This window comes from Acinetobacter sp. UBA2581 (genome assembly GCF_002339435.1).
GTDB lineage: Bacteria > Pseudomonadota > Gammaproteobacteria > Pseudomonadales > Moraxellaceae > Acinetobacter > Acinetobacter variabilis.
The window spans coordinates 1-18,493 of record NZ_DDLD01000027.1; the positions used below are offsets into that span (position 1 = coordinate 1).

Sequence of the window (18,493 nt, forward strand, 5' to 3'; positions counted from 1 at the left end):
CCGTCAATGCGTAAGTCCTATGATAAATAATAATCATAGATCAGGTTAATTATAAAAATGCCAATCATACTTGTGTTAATCGGCGTCATCGGCTTAGGGGTATTCTGGGGCTATCCTCAATATCAGCTCATGCAGCTTGAAAATGAAATGCGTACCAATTTGAAGTCTGGCGGTTTTTCCGGCTTTGTTGAGCAGGCTAAACCAGTGATGCAGGCCATGAAACTGGATTTTAGCGTACTGGACCAGTACCCTCATATTCGTTTCTATATGCGTAATACGCTTTATACGGGTAAAGATTTACCCGATGGTGTTACTGCGATGGTCAAAACCATGAGCTGTAATTCCATTGATTCTTTTAGGACTATGGAATCCAAAGCCCGGACTGCGTTATTGAATGTGCTTGAAGAGGATCAAATCACTTTTCATGTTTCAGTCAAAAACAGGTTTGGTGCTGAACTTGCAACTCATCAGCAAAAACTGTCGGAATGTCCAAACTTCTTGCAGTTAAAACATTATAAAGAAGGTGATCCGTTACCCCCAATGCCAAGTTTGAATAATCAGGTTCCTTCGGTTGCACCAGCGGTCAGTACATCTACTCAGGATCGTGCAGCGAGCTATTAAATCTTGGCATGCGTGATCAGGTTATTTTAATTCTGCTCTCGCAATACATATTCGATGACACGTTGGCAGGTATCTGCCAGACAAACATTGTTCGTTGAATAAACTTGTAAAAGCTTTCTTGCCATCGCCATCTCAAGAAAGTATGAGTATTCAATATTGTTGATATTCAGATTTAATTCTGGCTTGGAATTTTTATCGATAGATATTGCCTTGGATTCGAGTGTCCAAGGCAGTTCGGCATAGATTAGATGATTGGCAGGAAATTCATCCAAGTTCAGCAGGAGATAAAACAGATTCACTTTATTTCCTCCTGAAACTGGATTAAGACCTCTTAATTATTCAAAAGCACTTACATCACCGACACCACGACGGATCACTTCAGGCTGATCTCCTGATAAATCCACAATAGAAGTCGTACTTAAAGTTCCTAGACCACTATCAATAAAGACATCAATCCGTTTGCCGAGTTGCATTTCAATGTCATAAGGATCATCAAGAGGATCGGTGTGGTCTGGAAGAATCAGGGTAGAGGTTAATAAAGGTTCGCCCAGCTCTTGAAGCAGCATCTGGCACACAGGATTGGTAGGGATACGCAAACCAATGGTTTTTTTCTTTGGATGCATTAAACGTTTAGGCACTTCGCTGGTTGCCGGAAGAATAAACGTGGTCACAGCAGGTGTATTATTTTTCAGCAAACGATAGACGGCATTGTCGACTTTAGCATAAGTCGCAAGATCGGATAAGTCACAGCAGATAATGGCATATTGGTGCTTAGGTCCTAGACCACGAATCTGCGCGATTCGCTCCATCGCATGTTTATTACCAATCTGGCAGCCAATTGCATAGGCTGCATCGGTCGGATAAACCACAACATCACCGGCACGAATACGTTCTACCGCCTGACTGATCAAACGAGCTTGCGGATTATCTGGGTGTACACGTAAATGCAGCATAAATATTCCTTCCAACCTGCCTTAAACTTATTATGAAATGCCTTTGTATAAAGTAACAATGACAAACAGGTAGATTTGTGTAATTTAATCAAGCATTTCACGTTGAAATTCATCAGATTGTAAACTTTTGCCCGCACGGATGCAGACACAGATACAATCAATGAAGCGTTTGGCATCACGTGGCAGTTTGGCTTCACCACTAAAATAGCGTTGCACCTGGGTATAGACATTATCTTTAAAGCTGGAACCATCGCCACCATCACCGGTTAAATTATCCAGAGACACACGGAACTTACGGCCAAATGCTTTGGAGAACATCCATTCAATCGCTTGTGGCTTGATTTCGACCTGCTCAAATAATGCCTGCTGTTCCTGGGTACGGCCATCTGGCGCATACCAGTAGCCCAGATCTGGCAGCAGACGGCGCTTGTCACCGGCAATAGTCCAGTGACTGATTTCATGCAGAGCACTATTAAAGAAGCCATGCGCAAACTGGATCTGGGCAGGGCTATCTTTTGTTGCCGGGAAATACTCCGGTTCAAAATCACCACGGACTAAAGTGACATTTAGGTGGGAAAACCAGTGATTAAAGTGTAAGATGAGCCAATCAACCTGTTCCGCTTCTGAGGATAAATTCGCCCACGGTAAGCGTTGCACTTGCTGTAGTGAGCTGTCAGAATCGGAGGTTGAAAGTGTGCTAACGAGTGATGAAACATTCACTTCTGTTTGCGGCTGCAACAGATGCATGACTGAAATTACCCAATTGGTCTGTCTAAAAATAAGTACAAAATTGTATCTTAATCTTTGACAGAGTTCTGATGAATTTGTAGAATTGCCGCCTTAATTATGTCAGCAAATACCTTTCCGGCACAGATTGAGCCGTTTAAATGGGCTGAACAGGGCTTTAAATGGTCAGGTCAACTGCCTTTATCTCGCTTTGTTCGTATTGCTCGTGAAGCTGTTGGATCAATTGATGATCAATTGATTAACATAGACTGTAAGCTATCAATGGATGCCTATCATCGCATTGCATGGTTGGATGGTCATGTTGAAACGAAAGTTCCAATGGAATGCCAGCGTTGTCTGGAGACCGTTGAAATCGAACTCGTTTCAGATTTTCATCTAGCTCTGGTGGATGATGAGTCACTGATAGAGCGCTTGGATGAGGATGCTGATTTCATCGTCTTAGGTGAAAGTGAAGCAACGACGAAAGGTTCATATGATGCACCTGCCACCGCTGACTTGCTCGCACTGATAGAAGATGAATTGTTATTGTTGATGCCGCTGTCTCCTAAGCATGACGTTTGTGAGCATAAGCATCAACCTGCCGCAGAAGAAGTTGTTGAAGAAAAACGGGATAATCCGTTTGAAGTTTTGGCAGCTTTGAAGGGTAAACTTAACTAATTTTTGTGTTATACTCATGCGTATAAGACAATCGAATTTGTTCTGATCCATTTTTTCGATATTTGTAAGGAGCCATCATGGCCGTTCAGCAAAACCGTAAAAGTCGCTCTCGCCGTGACATGCGCCGTTCACATGACGCTTTAACTGAGAATGCATTAACTGTAGACCAAACTACTGGTGAAACTCATCGTCGTCACCACGTATCTAAAGATGGTATCTACCGTGGTCGTCAATTATTCGCTAAAGCATCTGCTGAATAATTGATGATGTATTAAGCGTTAAAGCTTAGTAGAAAAAATGGGAGCGTTAAGCTCCCTTTTTTTATGCCTGATTTTATCTCCAGGTTTTGCGGTCGTCATGTGAAGTCGCGGTTTTTGTTGTATTTGGCAATTACCCAAGCCAAAATTACGTGTTAAATTGCGCTCCACAATGGGTAAGGTGATCTGATCGGCTAATTTTCAGGTCTAAGAAAAGATTCGCACCTCTTGAATGAAAGGATTTTATTTATGTCTGCTAAACAACTCGAACAAGCAGCTCAAGCAACTAAAACTGCATTTGTGTTCCCAGGTCAGGGTTCACAAAAAGTCGGCATGCTCGCTGAACTTGCAGAACAGTTTAGTGGTATCCGCGATACATTTGCTGAAGCATCTGAAGCGGTGGGTTTTGATCTGTGGCAGATTGCACAGACGGGTGAAGGTCTGGATCAAACCGAATTTACTCAACCGGTACTATTAACAGCATCAATCGCTTTATGGCGTGTATGGTTAGAGCTGGGTGGAGTAGCACCAAAATATATGGCGGGCCATTCACTCGGTGAATACAGCGCGTTAGTTGCAGCGGGTGCTTTAAGTCTGGGTGATGCAGTCAAGCTAGTGAACCTGCGTGGTAAGTTGATGCAAACTGCTGTACCTCAAGGCGTAGGTGCAATGGCGGCGATTCTGGGTCTAGATGATGCCAAAGTGATCGAGCTTTGTGCACAAGCAACAGCAGCAGGCGAAGGTTCAGTTGAAGCAGCCAACTATAATGCTCAGGGGCAAGTCGTAGTTGCTGGTAATAAAGAACGCGTAGAAGCCGTGATGGTACTGGCCAAAGAAAATGGCGGTAAAGCGATTGCACTGCCAGTTTCAGTTCCTTCACATTGTTCACTGATGAAACCTGCCGCTGAGCAGTTTGCAACAGCTTTGGAACAAACTGCCATTGAGATGCCACGCATACCTGTATTACAAAATGTAGGCGCAAAAGCAGCTGCGAACGTGACTGAACTTCGTCAGGCTTTGACTGAGCAGCTGTATGAGTCAGTACAATGGACTAAAACACTACAATTCCTTCAAGATGAAGGCGTTGAGTACATTGTAGAATGTGGCCCAGGTAATGTACTGGCCAATATGGCAAAACGTTTACCGAATATCGAAAAAGCACTTCCATTAGATACTCAATCTCGTCTGGAAGATGCGTTGAACACCGTATTGGTGGCAGAAGGGAAAATTGCATGACACAGGAACGTAAAGTTGCCTTGGTGACAGGTGCAAGCCGCGGCATTGGTGCTGCAATTGCACAACAATTAATTCAAGACGGTTATTTTGTCGTAGGTACTGCGACTTCTGAAGCGGGTGCAGAGAAACTTAACGCACAATTTGCTGAAAATGGTGCCGGTAAAGTTCTAGATGTACGTGATGGTGCTGCGATTGATGCACTGGTCAGCGATATTGAGCAAAACTATGGTCCTGTGCTGGTACTGGTGAATAATGCCGGTATTACCAAAGACAACCTGTTATTACGCATGTCGGAAGACGACTGGGATGATATTTTAAACATCCATCTGAAAGCCGTTTATCGTTTATCTAAACGTGTGCTGAAAGGTATGACCAAGGCACGTTTCGGCCGTATCATTAATATCAGTTCTGTGGTGGCGCATTTTGCTAACCCAGGTCAGGCGAACTATTCAGCTGCCAAAGCAGGTATTGAAGCATTTGGTCGCAGTCTGGCTAAAGAAATGGGTAGTCGTCAGATTACAGTCAATGCTGTTGCACCTGGCTTTATCGCAACTGAAATGACTGAACAGTTAAGTGAAGAAATTCGCAAAAAAATGAGTGATCAAGTGGCTTTAAACCGTTTAGGTGATCCACAAGATATCGCGAATGCCGTAAGTTTCCTGGCATCGGACAAAGCCAGTTACATTACAGGTACAGTCATTCACGTTAATGGTGGTTTATACATGAGCTAAACGGCACATGTATTAACTTTCCAAATTTTATAGATTCAATTAAACTAACGGCATTAAAAACGCCACAAGCAATGAGGAGAATTCCTGTGAGCGATATCGAACAACGCGTTAAACAAGCGGTTGCAGAACAACTTGGTATCAAAGTCGAAGAGATTAAAAACGAAGCATCTTTCATGGATGACTTAGGTGCTGACTCTCTAGACCTAGTTGAACTTGTTATGTCTTTCGAAAATGACTTCGACATCACTATTCCTGATGAAGATTCTAATGAAATCACAACTGTTCAATCTGCTATTGACTATGTTACTAAAAAACTTGGTTAATACTGATTTTCAGCTTTGCTGAACCTAAAGACCACCGCAAGGTGGTTTTTTTGTACCTATAGAATAGAGATAGGGTGATTTTACAATCGATAACCTTTTGCTTACCAATGACTAACTTTGTATCTGCTGCTTTCCTTGTACAAATAAGAATGATCTGATGAATAACAAGAATGGAGTCCACTATGGGTCTTTTTGATTTTGTAAAAGGCATTGGTAAAAAGAACACTGCAGCTGCGGAGCCACAACAAACACCGGCAGCAACTCAACAGGCACCTGCCGCTGCACCTAAAGCAGCATCGGCTGAACCTTCTGCACAGGAAATAGCGAACAAATTATTAGGCCATGTTAAAAGCCTAGGACTGCCAATTACAGGATTGTCGATCAGCTATAACTCAACCTCAGATCTGGCAACCGTACGCGGACAGGTACAAAGTCAGGCGGATCGTGAAAAGATTATTTTAGCAGTAGGAAATGTTGATCATGTTGCTAAAGTAGATGACCAGCTGACTGTAGCGAATCCGGAACCTCAAAGTAAGTTCTATACGGTTAAATCGGGTGATACCTTATCTAAAATTTCGAAAGAATTTTATGGTGATGCCAACCAGTACAACAAGATTTTCGAGGCAAATCGCCCTTTACTAAAAAATGCGGATGATATTTTCCCGGGTCAGGTACTACGTATTCCTGCCTAGTTTTAGATAATCATCAATATAAATAATAAAATTTTATTTTAAACTTATCTAATTCAGATAAACGGTTCACAACAAAGCCCCTTATGGGGTTTTGTTGTATCTACCACTTGAACCCTTGTCAGAATTAGATTCCTACATCCAGATATGAACTTTCCTTTACTTCTTCCATAACCACATAACTATGTGAGGAAGCAGAAGAGGGGAGCTTTTTTAATAAATCCCCAAGCAGACGCCGGTAAGCACTCATTTCCTTTAGGCGTGCTTTCACCAGATAATCAAAATCTCCCGAGATCAGATGACATTCCAGTACTTCAGGAATTTCACTTAAGTCACGCGCGACCTGTTCAAATACATCGCCCGATTTGGCAGAAAGTTTGATTTCCAGAAACACCAGCAGGTTCTTTTCCAGTTTTTCCGGATTGAGCCGGGCATGGTAACCCATGATGATTCCATCGCGTTCCAGTCGCTTGACCCGCTCGGAACAGGGTGTGGTGGAGAGGTTGACTCGGGAGGCGAGTTCACTGATTGCAATGCGCCCATCGCGCTGCAGGATATCTAAAATCATGCGATCAATGCGGTCTAATTTACGCATCTATTATTCCCTTAATTTTTAAAAATGACGCGAAAAATCTAGTGGATTTGCTGAATATATCAGTTTAAAACAGTGAAATTCACTATTGATCCAAAAATATACTGGTGAAATAAACTATAAATGTCATTGAGGGTAATGTCATGCGCGTAATTGTATTAGGTGGTGGTGTCATTGGTGTAACAAGTGCCTACTATCTTGCGCAGCAGGGAGCAGAAGTGACTGTCCTTGATCGTCAGGCAGGTCCAGCTGAAGAAACCAGTTTTGGCAATGCAGGCCAGATTTCTCCTGGTTATTCGACACCGTGGGCAGCACCTGGCATTCCATTTAAAGCAGTGAAGTGGATGTTTCAGCATCATGCACCATTGGCTATTAATGTTGATGGTAGTCTGTGGCAGCTACAGTGGATGGCCCAGATGCTGAAAAACTGTAATGCTCAGCATTATGCAGTGAATAAAGAACGTATGGTGCGGGTCGCTGAATATAGCCGTGACTGTTTACGTAATCTACGTCGTGATATCGGCATCTCTTATGAAAACCGTTCTAAAGGAACGTTGCAGATTTTCCGTAAGGAAGCACAGCTCGATGCAGTGCAACGTGATATCGAAGTGCTGAAAGAAACCGGCGTGGATTTTGAGTTGCTGGATCGTGAGCAGCTAGCCAAAGTTGAACCGGCACTGGCAGAAGCTAAAGATAAACTGGTGGGTGGTTTGCATCTGCCAAATGATGAAACCGGTGATTGCTACCTGTTTACCAATGCACTGGCCAATTACGCCAAAGGCATGGGCGTACAATTCAAGTTTAACCAGCATGTTGAAAAACTGCTATTTGAAGGCGACCAGATTAAAGGTGTACTGGTCAATGGTCAGGTGTTGACCGCAGATAGATATGTACTGGCTTTCGGCAGCTATTCCCGTGATTTTCTGAAGCCGTTACACCTGGATCTGCCGGTATATCCAGTCAAAGGTTATTCATTGACCATTCCAATTGTGGATCAGACTCATGCACCACAATCGACTGTGCTGGATGAAACTTACAAGATTGCATTGACTCGTTTTGATCAGCGTATCCGTGTCGGTGGTATGGCAGAGCTAACAGGCTTTAATTTGGGCCTGAATGAGGATCGCCGTGCAACCTTGGAAATGGTCACTCGTGACCTGTTCCCGGGTGGTGACATGGCGCAGGCCAGTTTCTGGACCGGCTTACGTCCAATGACTCCAGATAGCACACCAATTATTGGACCGACACGCTTTAACAATCTGTTCCTGAATACCGGACACGGTACGCTGGGCTGGACCATGGCATGTGGCTCAGGAAAGCTGATCAGTGATTTGGTACTGGGTCAAGCACCTGAAATTAGTACTGAAGGCTTGTCGCTGAATCGTTATCAGCAGGTTGCTTAAGCTTTTAAGGATTATCAGTTTCAGGGAAGAAATTTATGCCACGTCCAATACACGCGGTTATTCATCAACAGGCATTGCAACATAACCTGCAAGTTGCACATTCCTGCGCACCTCAAAGCCAGGTCTTTGCAGTAGTTAAAGCTGATGCCTATGGGCACGGCATAGAGCGGGTTTATGCCGCATTAAAAAGTGCTGATGGTTTTGCCTTTCTGGATCTTACTGAAGGAAAGCGTTTGCGTGCCTTGGGCTGTGACAAGCCCTTATTGTTGCTGGAAGGCATTTTTGGCTTTGAAGATTTATTCGACTGCGCCAAGTATGAGATGGGTTTTGCAATTCATGCCCAGCATCAACTGGAATGGTTAAAAACCTTTGTCCAATTACAGCCAGACGTACAGTTTGATGTCTTTTTAAAAATGAATAGCGGAATGAACCGGCTCGGTTTTTTACCTGAGCAGTATCCTTCCGCTTTTCAGGAATTAAAAAATATTCAGCAAGTACGCTCTATTAGTCATATGACACATTTTTCCGATGCGGATGGCATGCGACTTGGACAGGAAGGTATTGAACATCAACAACTGGTCTTTATCGAAACCATTCAAAATCTGCCGGGCAAAACCTCACTCAGCAATAGTGCCGCCATTCTGCGCCATCATCAGCATATACAGTCAGACATTGTACGTAGCGGCATCATGCTTTACGGCAGTTCACCTGACTATCCCGCCCATACGATTGATCACTGGAACTTAAAGCCGACCATGACTCTGCGTAGCGAACTGATCGCAATTCAGCAGGTTCGGGCAGGAGACAGCATCGGTTATGGCTCTACTTTTATAGTTGGGCAGGATATGCAGATTGGAATTGTGGCCTGTGGTTATGCGGATGGTTATCAGCGAATCACACAAACTGGAACACCGGTTTTGGTAGATGGGATTCGAACCCAAACGATTGGTCGCGTCAGTATGGATATGCTGGCGGTTGATCTGGATTCTGTCCCGGATGCACAGATTGGTAGCGAAGTTGTGCTGTGGGGACAATCCATTCACGGCACAGTATTACCGATTGATGAAGTAGCCGCGGGTTCGGGTACGGTTGGCTATGAGCTGATGTGTGCCATCACCCAACGTGTGCCCGTGCAGATTGAAAGTTTAAGATTAAACAAATATTAGAAATAAGAGAGGATAAAATTATGACGGAACATATAGATATTCAGCGTTTGAACAGCAATCAGGTGATGAGTGCTGTCACCATTCATAATCAAACCGTGTATTTGTCAGGGCAGGTGCCTGACAGCATCAGTCTGGATATTCATGGTCAAACACGTGAAGTGCTCATGAAGATTGATCAACTCCTTAAACTGGCAGGTACAGACAAAAGCCGTCTGTTATCTGCACAGCTCTTTGTTAAAAACCTGGAAGACTTTCAAACCGTCAATGCGCTCTGGATTGAATGGCTCGAGGGATGTGGTACACCAGCACGCGCAACCATTCAGGCGGATTTGGTGAATCCCGCCTGGTTAATTGAAATTGCAGTGATTGCAGCGCTCCCTTAAGTTGTTTCAGATTTTTATATCTCCCAACTTGATTTTGTAAGCATATCAGGCCTGATCATTTAATCCATTAAATGAAACTGCATCTGCAATCAGGATTTCAGGAAGAAATCCGATCAGATAAGCGAAGGCTTGATGTGAAAAAGGAACCGAATATGAATACAGTCTCTTCTAAAGATGATGCATCATCATCTCCCCATGAATTACAACGTAAGCTCTCTAACCGCCATTTGCAGTTAATTGCCATTGGTGGTGCCATTGGTACAGGCCTGTTCATGGGTTCTGGTAAAACGATTGCACTGGCAGGGCCTTCAATCTTGTTTATATATATGATTATTGGAGCCATGTTCTTTTTCCTGATGCGTGCATTAGGGGAAATCCTGTTATCCAATTTGCACTATAAATCCTTCATTGATATGGCGCATGACCTGATTGGTCCGGGGGCTGGCTATTATATTGGCTGGTCGTACTGGCTGGGCTGGATTCTGGTCGGTATTGCCGACTTAGCGGCAATTATCAATTATCTGAATTTCTGGCTGCCACCCGATATGGCTTTTACACCCATGGGGCAGGCCATGATCAGTGCGGGCTGTGTATTGCTGGTACTGGGAATTAACCTGCTGACCGTGAAGCTGTTTGGTGAAATCGAGTTCTGGTTCGCCCTGATTAAAATTCTGGCGATTCTGGGCCTGATTGTGATTGGCGGATATATGATCTTCAGCGACTTCCAGGCACCAAGTGGATCGGCTGCCAGCCTGACCAATGTCTGGGCCTATAATGGTATGTTCCCTAAGGGCACTATGGGCTTTCTTGCCGGCTTCCAGATTGCGATGTTTGCTTTCGTAGGTGTGGAACTGCTGGGTACGATGGCGGCTGAAACCAAGGATCCGGAAAAGAACTTGCCTAAAGCAGTGAATGCGATTCCTACACGAATCATCCTGTTCTATGTATTGTCTCTGCTGGTGATTATGTCTGTAACGCCGTGGGTAGAAATTCCTGCTGATCAAAGTCCTTTTGTGACTCTTTTCTTGCATGCCGGTATTCCCGTATCAGCCATTATCATGAATCTGGTGGTGCTGTCTTCTGTAATGTCTTCCATGAACAGTGGCGTGTTCTCTACCAGCCGGATGCTGTTTGGTCTGGCACGTGATGGTCAGGCACCCCAGGCTTTGGCTGAGCTTTCAAGTCGTGCAGTTCCGGCTAAAGGTCTGTTATTTTCCTGTGCCTTTATTATGGCGGGGGGAGCNNCCTTTATTATGGCGGGTGCAGCTTTCCAGTATTTTGTGCCGAACACGATGGAAGCCTTTACGCTGGCCAGCTCACTCTGTGTGATTCTGTTTATCAGTATCTGGGGGCTGATTATGGTGTGTTATATCCGTTACCGTAAACAGCAACCTGAAAAACATGCCACTTCGACCTTCAAGATGCCGGGCGGAATCTGGATGTCCTATCTGGTGTTGATCTTCTTGTTCTTTGCCTTAATTGTTTTAAGTCTGGAAGCAGATACCATGAAGGCACTGATGATTAGTCCGCTGTGGTTGGTGATTCTGTTTACTACCTATCATACTTTGTATAAACCACGTCTTCGTAAACATCAGCAAATTCTCTCCGGAGAATAAAGTGCAGACATAAAAAATCCCCGATCAATCGGGGATTTTTTAATTTTAGGGAATTTTAGAAAGTAGGTTTTACAACCACTAAAATCACCACAGCAAATAAAATCAGCGTTGGCATTTCATTAAAGAAGCGCCAGAACTTGTGTGACTTGTAATGGGCATTTTCCATCAGTTTCTTACGATAATAACCACATATCAAATGGTAAATGACTAGCAAGCCAACCAGGCCGACTTTCAGATAGAACCATAAGGCTTCATGGTAATGACGCGTTGCATCACCCCAATCGACTAGAAAGTGTGCTGTTATCAGCGTGGCGACCATGGCTGGCCACATAATCCCGCGATACAGCTTGCGTTCCATAATTTCAAAGCGTTGATGACTTACGACATCTTCACTCATGGCATGGTAGACATAAAGCCGTGGCAGATAGAACAAAGCAGCGAACCAGCAAACCACAGCAATAATATGTAATGCTTTTACCCACAAGAAAGCATCAGAAGGAGCATCCATCAAGTCACCCTAAAATGGGCGGCTTAGCCTTCCCATTTTTTGAAAACGAGACAAGCATTTACGCCGCCGAAACCGAAACTGTTACTCATCACAGTATTCAATTTTGCGTCACGTTTTTCAAGTACGATATCAAATGGTTTTGCGCCTTCATCCAGTTCAGTCACGTTGATGTTTGGTGCAATAAAGTCATTTTGCATCATCAGGATAGAGTAGATTGCTTCCTGTACACCTGCAGCACCTAAGCTGTGACCTGTCATAGATTTAGTTGAGCTGAGTGGAGGAACCTGACCTTCACCGAAGGCACGTGCCATGGCTTTAAGTTCAGTAACATCACCCGCTGGAGTAGAAGTACCATGTGTATTCACATAGTCAATTTTATCTACGCCATGCTGTTTAGCTTCTTCTAGAGCCATCAGGATACAACGTGTTGCACCTTCGCCAGATGGAGCAACCATGTCAGCACCATCAGAGTTAGCTGCATAAGCCACAACTTCAGCCAGAATATTCGCGCCACGTGCCTGAGCATGTTCCAGTGACTCAAGCACCACAAAACCGCCACCACCAGCAATCACGAAACCGTCACGGTCTGCTGAATATGGACGAGAAGCTGTTTCAGGTGTGTCGTTGTATTTAGAGCACAATGCACCCATCGCATCAAACAGCAGGCTTTGAGACCAGTGATCTTCTTCACCACCACCGGCAAGCATTAAATCCTGTTTGCCTAATTGAATCAGGTTGTAAGCATAACCAATGGCATCGGCAGAAGTTGCGCAGGCGCTGGTAATCGAGTGTGCAATCCCTTGTAATTTGAATGCCACACCGACGTTCGCAGTAATGGTATTTGACATGTTACGTGGGACGAAGAATGGGCCAACTTTACGCGCACCTTTTTCTTCCAGCAATTTTGTCATTTCTACTACAGATGCTGTCGAGTTGCCACCTGAACCACCCGCAATACCATAACGTGGATTATTCGCCAGATCTTCCTGTTTTAAGCCAGCGTGTTCAACAGCAGCCACAGCAGCATTGTAGGCATACATTGCACACACGCCCATAAAGCGTTTCAGCTTACGGTCAATACCATCAAAATCCTGTTCAGCAGCAGCGCTAACATGGCTCTTGAAATTCAGTTCAGCATAAGTCGGATTAAAACGTGTTCCTGAAATCCCGTTTTGTAAAGAGTGATTCACATCCTCTAATGTATTACCAATGCACGAGTTAATACCCATACCAGTGATGACAACACGTTTCATCTACAGATCCTTATAGTTTATCTCTGGGGCAGCGGGAGATATCTGGCGTTGATAAGACAGCAAAATATAGCGCTAACCCCTATTTCACAATGCAGAACATCATAGCAGAAAGATTTTTGAAATCTTATGGCAAATGTTATGCCGTGTGACAGTAGGTTGAATTTATAAAGTACTGTGTAGAGCTTTTACTAAATGAAACAGAATAAGGTTGAGATAAATGCTGACTACACCTAGTATTTATACCAAATACAAGCACGTGTATGCTGAGGTAAAAAATGGTAAATGCTAATAATAAACAATCTAATGGTCTGATTTCGAATGCCTTTGGAGTGGCGAAAAAGTTCAGTTCAACAGGTTTGGAACTGTTAAATCATGTTGCACCAGATTCTGTGACTAAAACCTTCAATACCGATCATGCTGTTGACGGCTCGGCAAAAGTCAAAAGCCCTTTTGCTTCAAAAAAATATGAAAATCCCAAAGACATGCTACGCGAACATCTTCCAAATGTTTCCCGTCAGCTGCTGGGCCGTCGTTTTAATACCGTGAATAATGTCGCGCATTTTGTTTCTCCCCAGCTGGCCGACAAAGTATCTGACTACTTTTATAATCACCTGAATCAGTTCAGCAACCAGATGAGTTCGGTTGATGCCATCCTGAATGAAGCAGGGGCGAAGGATCTGGAAGAACTAACTCAGGACACTACGCGTTCTCAACGCATTTCTCAGGCATTTGCTGAACAAAATAAATGGATGGCGACGGTACAAGGCGCTGTAAGTGGTGTCACTGGGGTATTGGGAACTGCGATTGATATTCCAGCTTCTTTACTGATGGCACTGCGTACTATCTATCAAGTGGGACGTTCTTATGGTTTTGACCTGAGCAAGGAAGACGATCAGGAAATTGTACAGCATATCTTTAGACAGATTGATCTCAGTCTGATTGCAGAAAAACAGGCGCTGTTGATGGGGCTTAAAGCGCTGAGCAGTACTTTGAAAACACATGACCTTTCCCAGTTGCAGACTATGCTTGGATCAAGCAATGATGTGGAAACACTGAAAAAATGGCTCAGCAATCAGGATGGTAGCATGAAGTGGGAATGGATGAACCATTTCCCGAAACTATCTTTATTAGAGCAGCTAACCAAATTGACTCCATTGGCGAGTGCAGGTATTGGTGCAGTCTATAGTCATCGCTTTGTGAATGATGTGAACCAGAAAGCACAAGAAGTATTCTCTCATGCCCGTCAGTATCTACAGCAGCATCAGGATCTAGGTTTGTCGCCATATGCTGCCTATGAAAAAGCCGTTGACCTGCTCCAGCAGGCGACCCCGAAGCTGATAGAAAATCTTGATCATTCAGCCGCTGATAAAGATAAGCCAATTCTGGATAAAGAAATCCCAATTGAAGGCAATCAAACTATCAAGCAAGTCAAACTGATTAAGAAAGAGCAGGAAAGCTTGAGCCCGGAAGAAGCTGAAGTGAAAAAAGATGAAAAGGTCAGTGAAGGTCTGGATGAATTGACCGATAAACTGGTTGAACACGCCGATGCTAAACAGGAACAAAAACCGGCTATTCCAAAAGATTCTTTTGATGCAGATGCAGCACTGGAAGAAGAGCTCGGCTTGCAGGAAAATGACACAGAAATGTTACAGGCAGCCGCTGAAGAAGAGACGGATACAAACAAGCCTGAAAACTCCGAGACTGCAGACAAACAAACGCAAGCTGAGGAAACTACGGAAGATGTTGCAAAAAATGCTGCCACGAAATCGAAAAAATAAGTGATTTTCGCCATAAAATAAACGCTTAAAGTCGAGATGCGATCGTATTTTGCCTGACTCCGGCATATTGACCGATTTTGCATCTTGACATACAATTGCATGCCCTCAAAAAGTAGTATTTTTTTGGGGCTTTTTATTAACGGGAGAATTGCCACATGGCAACAACAAATCAGTTGATCCGTAAGGGTCGTACGACTTTAGTTGAAAAATCTAAAGTTCCTGCGTTGAAGGCTTGTCCACAGCGCCGTGGTGTTTGTACACGTGTTTACACAACTACACCTAAAAAACCTAACTCAGCAATGCGTAAAGTTTGCCGTGTTCGCTTAACTTCAGGTTTCGAAGTTTCTAGCTACATCGGTGGTGAAGGCCATAACCTACAAGAGCACAGTGTTGTTCTTATCCGTGGTGGTCGTGTTAAAGACTTACCAGGTGTACGTTACCATACCGTTCGTGGTTCTTTAGACTGTGCTGGTGTTAAAGATCGTAACCAAGCTCGTTCTAAATACGGTACTAAACGTCCTAAGAAATAATCTTTTGAGATTAAGTTCTTATTTCGCTAGAACTGCAATCCTTTATCGTCTCGCTTGTCTGATTTCTGCATTTAATTTTGTGAAAATTCAAGCGACGTGTAGTAAGGCCAGCGAATGCACACGACACTTTGTGCTACTGCTGGATTAACCTGAAGTGTCATATTTATAGGTAGTTTTAAAATGCCAAGACGTCGCGTAGTCGCTGCTCGTGAAATCCTTCCGGATCCTAAGTTCAGCAGCCAAACAATCGCTAAATTCATGAACCACGTAATGCAAGATGGTAAAAAATCTATTGCTGAAAGTATCGTTTACGGTGCTTTAGACCGCGTTCAAGAAAAATCTAAAGTAGACCCAGTTGAATTTTTCGAGACTACTCTTGAAAAAGTTCGTCCTATGGTCGAAGTAAAAGCACGCCGTGTTGGTGGTGCTACATACCAGGTACCTATGGAAGTGCGCCCATCCCGTCGTACTGCCTTGGCTATGCGTTGGTTAGTAGATGCTGCTGCTAAGCGTTCTGAAAAAACTATGGCTTTACGTCTTGCTGGCGAGTTGCTTGATGCAGCTGAAGGTAAAGGCGCAGCGGTTAAAAAACGTGAAGATGTGCACCGTATGGCTGAAGCCAACAAAGCCTTCTCTCACTATCGCTTCTAAGCGGTTAAAACAGCCCCTATTCAGGAGGATGATGAGCCAGTTTTCGCTGTTTTGTCATCGAATCGCTTTAAGCTGCCCAGCAGCTTAAAGCGTCCTGTTTTAAACAACAAAATTTAGGAATGCAAGAAATCATGGCTCGTCAAACCCCAATTTCTCGTTATCGTAATATTGGTATTTCTGCGCACATCGATGCGGGTAAGACCACAACTACTGAACGTATCTTGTTCTACACAGGTGTATCTCACAAAATTGGTGAAGTACATGATGGTGCAGCAACAATGGACTGGATGGAGCAAGAGCAAGAACGTGGTATTACCATTACTTCTGCTGCTACCACTACATTCTGGTCAGGTATGTCTAAGCAGTTCCCAGAACACCGTATCAACGTAATTGATACCCCGGGACACGTTGACTTCACAATCGAAGTTGAGCGTTCTATGCGTGTTCTTGATGGTGCATGTATGGTTTACTGTGCTGTAGGTGGTGTACAACCTCAGTCTGAAACTGTATGGCGTCAAGCTAACAAATACCAAGTGCCTCGTTTAGCATTCGTGAACAAGATGGACCGTACTGGTGCAAACTTCTTCCGTGTTGTTGAACAAATGAAAACACGTCTTGGTGCGCACCCTGTACCTGTAGTAATCCCTGTTGGCGCTGAAGAAAACTTCCAAGGCGTTATCGATCTGATCGAAATGAAAGCGATCATTTGGGACGAAGCTTCACAAGGTATGAAGTTCGAGTACGGCGAAATCCCTGCTGATCTTCAAGAAACTGCTGAAGAATGGCGTACAAACATGGTTGAAGCTGCTGCTGAGGCTTCTGAAGAGTTAATGGATGAATACCTGAACAATGGCGATTTGACTAAAGAGCAAATCGTTACTGGTCTTCGTGTTCAAACATTGGCTTGTGAAATTCAACCAATGCTTTGTGGTACAGCGTTCAAAAACAAAGGTGTTCAACGTATGTTGGACGCAGTAATTGAATTCTTGCCGTCTCCTACTGAAGTTAAAGCAATCGAAGGTATCCTTGACGACAAAGCTGAAACTAAAGCGACTCGTGAAGCATCTGACGAAGCTCCGTTCTCTGCGCTTGCGTTCAAAATCATGAACGACAAATTCGTAGGTAACTTAACTTTCGTACGTGTTTATTCTGGTGTTCTTAAACAAGGTGACTCTGTTTATAACCCGGTTAAATCTAAACGTGAACGTATCGGCCGTATCGTGCAAATGCACGCGAACGATCGTCAAGACGTTGAAGAAATCCGTGCTGGTGACATCGCTGCGTGTGTAGGTCTTAAAGACGTAACTACTGGTGATACACTATGTGATGAGAAAAACATCATCACTCTAGAACGTATGGAATTCCCAGAGCCAGTAATTGCATTGGCTGTTGAACCAAAAACTAAAGCTGACCAAGAAAAAATGTCTATCGCTTTAGGTCGTTTGGCTAAGGAAGATCCATCATTCCGCGTTCGTACTGACGAAGAATCTGGTCAAACAATTATTGCTGGTATGGGGGAGCTTCACCTTGACATCATCGTTGACCGTATGAAACGTGAATTCAACGTTGAAGCGAACATTGGTAAACCAATGGTTGCTTACCGCGAAACAATCAAAAAGACTGTTGAGCAAGAAGGTAAGTTCGTACGTCAAACTGGTGGTAAAGGTAAATTCGGTCACGTATATGTACGTTTAGAACCGCTTGATCCTGAAGCTGGTAAAGAATACGAATTCGCTGAAGAAGTTGTAGGTGGTGTGGTACCTAAAGAATTCTTCGGTGCAGTTGACAAAGGTATCCAAGAACGTATGAAGAATGGTGTCCTTGCTGGTTATCCAGTAGTTGGCATCAAAGCGACATTGTTCGACGGTTCTTACCATGATGTCGACTCTGACGAATTATCGTTCAAGATGGCTGGTTCTTATGCCTTCCGTGACGGTTTCATGAAAGCAGATCCTGTTCTTCTTGAACCTATCATGAAAGTTGAAGTAGAAACTCCAGAAGACTACATGGGCGATATCATGGGTGACTTAAACCGTCGTCGTGGTATGGTTCAGGGTATGGACGATTTACCTGGTGGTACTAAAGCAATTAAAGCTGAAGTTCCACTTGCTGAGATGTTTGGTTACGCAACTCATATGCGTTCTATGTCTCAAGGTCGTGCGACTTACTCTATGGAATTTGCTAAATATGCTGAAACTCCACGTAACGTGGCTGACGGCATCATTTCTAAGTTCCAGTCTGGCGGTAAAAAAGGTGACGACGAGTAATCTTTCGATTACTATAAGCCCAAACTAATTCATAGTTAAAAACCAAGCGCTCATGCAGTGATCCTGCATGAGCAGTTCAAAAAGGAAGATCTCATGGCTAAGGCTAAGTTCGAACGTAATAAGCCACACGTT

The 18,493-nt window shown here is 43.8% G+C and carries 21 protein-coding genes; 15 read left to right on the top strand and 6 right to left on the bottom strand.

Annotated elements, in window-relative coordinates; all coding sequences use genetic code 11:
• Positions 1-57 precede the first annotated feature (57 nt).
• The gene (locus tag B3Q46_RS03305; RefSeq protein ID WP_005234271.1) at positions 58-621 is read left to right on the top strand and encodes a hypothetical protein; all 564 of its coding nucleotides are present in this window, start codon (positions 58-60) and stop codon (positions 619-621) included.
• Positions 622-647: 26 nt separating this feature from the next.
• On the opposite strand, the gene B3Q46_RS03310 is transcribed toward B3Q46_RS03305, so the two are convergent.
• The 3 genes from B3Q46_RS03310 to B3Q46_RS03320 all read right to left on the bottom strand — a co-directional run bounded on the left by B3Q46_RS03310 (position 648) and on the right by B3Q46_RS03320 (position 2,321).
• Positions 648-920, bottom strand: a complete 273-nt coding sequence (locus B3Q46_RS03310) for a hypothetical protein (protein WP_286713425.1) — start codon at positions 918-920, stop codon at positions 648-650.
• A gap of 36 nt (positions 921-956) precedes the next feature.
• On the bottom strand, positions 957-1,574 hold the full coding sequence (locus B3Q46_RS03315; RefSeq protein WP_005234273.1) for an L-threonylcarbamoyladenylate synthase: 618 nt from the start codon (positions 1,572-1,574) through the stop codon (positions 957-959).
• 84 nt (positions 1,575-1,658) lie between these two features.
• A complete protein-coding gene (locus B3Q46_RS03320; protein WP_005234275.1) occupies positions 1,659-2,321 on the bottom strand; it encodes an elongation factor P hydroxylase in 663 nt (220 codons plus the stop codon).
• 99 nt (positions 2,322-2,420) lie between these two features.
• Between B3Q46_RS03320 and B3Q46_RS03325 the strand changes: the two genes are divergently transcribed.
• From B3Q46_RS03325 to lysM, 6 genes are all read left to right on the top strand, one after another.
• Complete coding sequence (locus tag B3Q46_RS03325) at positions 2,421-2,978, top strand: YceD family protein (protein ID WP_004783305.1); 558 nt, start codon at positions 2,421-2,423, stop codon at positions 2,976-2,978.
• Positions 2,979-3,055: 77 nt separating this feature from the next.
• Positions 3,056-3,238 (top strand): 50S ribosomal protein L32, encoded by a 183-nt coding sequence (rpmF, locus tag B3Q46_RS03330; RefSeq protein WP_004783304.1) that lies wholly within the window; start codon positions 3,056-3,058, stop codon positions 3,236-3,238.
• A 246-nt stretch (positions 3,239-3,484) separates the two neighbouring features.
• A complete protein-coding gene (gene fabD, locus B3Q46_RS03335; RefSeq protein ID WP_005234277.1) occupies positions 3,485-4,471 on the top strand; it encodes an ACP S-malonyltransferase in 987 nt (328 codons plus the stop codon).
• A complete protein-coding gene (gene fabG, locus B3Q46_RS03340) occupies positions 4,468-5,202 on the top strand; it encodes a 3-oxoacyl-ACP reductase FabG (protein ID WP_004783301.1) in 735 nt (244 codons plus the stop codon). Before fabD ends, fabG begins: the two co-directional genes overlap by 4 nt.
• Before the next feature lie 86 nt (positions 5,203-5,288).
• The gene (acpP, locus tag B3Q46_RS03345; protein WP_004783299.1) at positions 5,289-5,525 is read left to right on the top strand and encodes an acyl carrier protein; all 237 of its coding nucleotides are present in this window, start codon (positions 5,289-5,291) and stop codon (positions 5,523-5,525) included.
• 182 nt (positions 5,526-5,707) lie between these two features.
• Positions 5,708-6,217: a peptidoglycan-binding protein LysM gene (gene lysM / locus B3Q46_RS03350; protein WP_005234280.1), complete on the top strand. Its 510-nt coding sequence runs from the start codon at positions 5,708-5,710 to the stop codon at positions 6,215-6,217.
• 124 nt (positions 6,218-6,341) lie between these two features.
• Here the strand turns inward: lysM and B3Q46_RS03355 are convergent, their stop codons facing one another.
• Positions 6,342-6,809, bottom strand: coding sequence for an Lrp/AsnC ligand binding domain-containing protein (locus tag B3Q46_RS03355; protein ID WP_004783295.1), 468 nt, complete (start codon positions 6,807-6,809; stop codon positions 6,342-6,344).
• A 140-nt stretch (positions 6,810-6,949) separates the two neighbouring features.
• Here B3Q46_RS03355 and B3Q46_RS03360 point away from each other — a divergent pair, with 140 nt between their 5' ends.
• The 4 genes from B3Q46_RS03360 (at position 6,950) to B3Q46_RS03375 (ending at position 11,374) form a co-directional block, all read left to right on the top strand.
• Positions 6,950-8,209, top strand: coding sequence for a D-amino acid dehydrogenase (locus B3Q46_RS03360; protein WP_005234282.1), 1,260 nt, complete (start codon positions 6,950-6,952; stop codon positions 8,207-8,209).
• Between the two features lie 35 nt (positions 8,210-8,244).
• Positions 8,245-9,375: an alanine racemase gene (alr, locus tag B3Q46_RS03365; RefSeq protein ID WP_005234284.1), complete on the top strand. Its 1,131-nt coding sequence runs from the start codon at positions 8,245-8,247 to the stop codon at positions 9,373-9,375.
• Positions 9,376-9,395: 20 nt separating this feature from the next.
• Entirely contained in the window at positions 9,396-9,758 is a 363-nt protein-coding gene (locus B3Q46_RS03370) for a RidA family protein (protein WP_005234286.1), read from the top strand.
• A gap of 152 nt (positions 9,759-9,910) precedes the next feature.
• Positions 9,911-11,374 (top strand): amino acid permease, encoded by a 1,464-nt coding sequence (locus tag B3Q46_RS03375; RefSeq protein WP_286713436.1) that lies wholly within the window; start codon positions 9,911-9,913, stop codon positions 11,372-11,374.
• 55 nt (positions 11,375-11,429) lie between these two features.
• Here B3Q46_RS03375 and B3Q46_RS03380 read toward each other — a convergent pair whose 3' ends face one another.
• Complete coding sequence (locus tag B3Q46_RS03380; protein ID WP_005234291.1) at positions 11,430-11,882, bottom strand: CopD family protein; 453 nt, start codon at positions 11,880-11,882, stop codon at positions 11,430-11,432.
• 23 nt (positions 11,883-11,905) lie between these two features.
• Complete coding sequence (locus B3Q46_RS03385) at positions 11,906-13,135, bottom strand: beta-ketoacyl synthase N-terminal-like domain-containing protein (protein ID WP_005234293.1); 1,230 nt, start codon at positions 13,133-13,135, stop codon at positions 11,906-11,908.
• Between the two features lie 275 nt (positions 13,136-13,410).
• On the opposite strand from B3Q46_RS03385, the gene B3Q46_RS03390 reads away from it, so the two are divergent.
• The 4 genes from B3Q46_RS03390 to fusA all read left to right on the top strand — a co-directional run bounded on the left by B3Q46_RS03390 (position 13,411) and on the right by fusA (position 18,361).
• Positions 13,411-14,913, top strand: a complete 1,503-nt coding sequence (locus B3Q46_RS03390) for an EcsC family protein (RefSeq protein ID WP_005234295.1) — start codon at positions 13,411-13,413, stop codon at positions 14,911-14,913.
• Between the two features lie 155 nt (positions 14,914-15,068).
• Positions 15,069-15,443, top strand: a complete 375-nt coding sequence (gene rpsL / locus B3Q46_RS03395) for a 30S ribosomal protein S12 (protein ID WP_004783283.1) — start codon at positions 15,069-15,071, stop codon at positions 15,441-15,443.
• A gap of 180 nt (positions 15,444-15,623) precedes the next feature.
• Complete coding sequence (rpsG, locus tag B3Q46_RS03400) at positions 15,624-16,094, top strand: 30S ribosomal protein S7 (protein WP_004783282.1); 471 nt, start codon at positions 15,624-15,626, stop codon at positions 16,092-16,094.
• A 131-nt stretch (positions 16,095-16,225) separates the two neighbouring features.
• Positions 16,226-18,361, top strand: coding sequence for an elongation factor G (gene fusA / locus B3Q46_RS03405; RefSeq protein WP_005234297.1), 2,136 nt, complete (start codon positions 16,226-16,228; stop codon positions 18,359-18,361).
• Positions 18,362-18,493 lie beyond the last annotated feature (132 nt).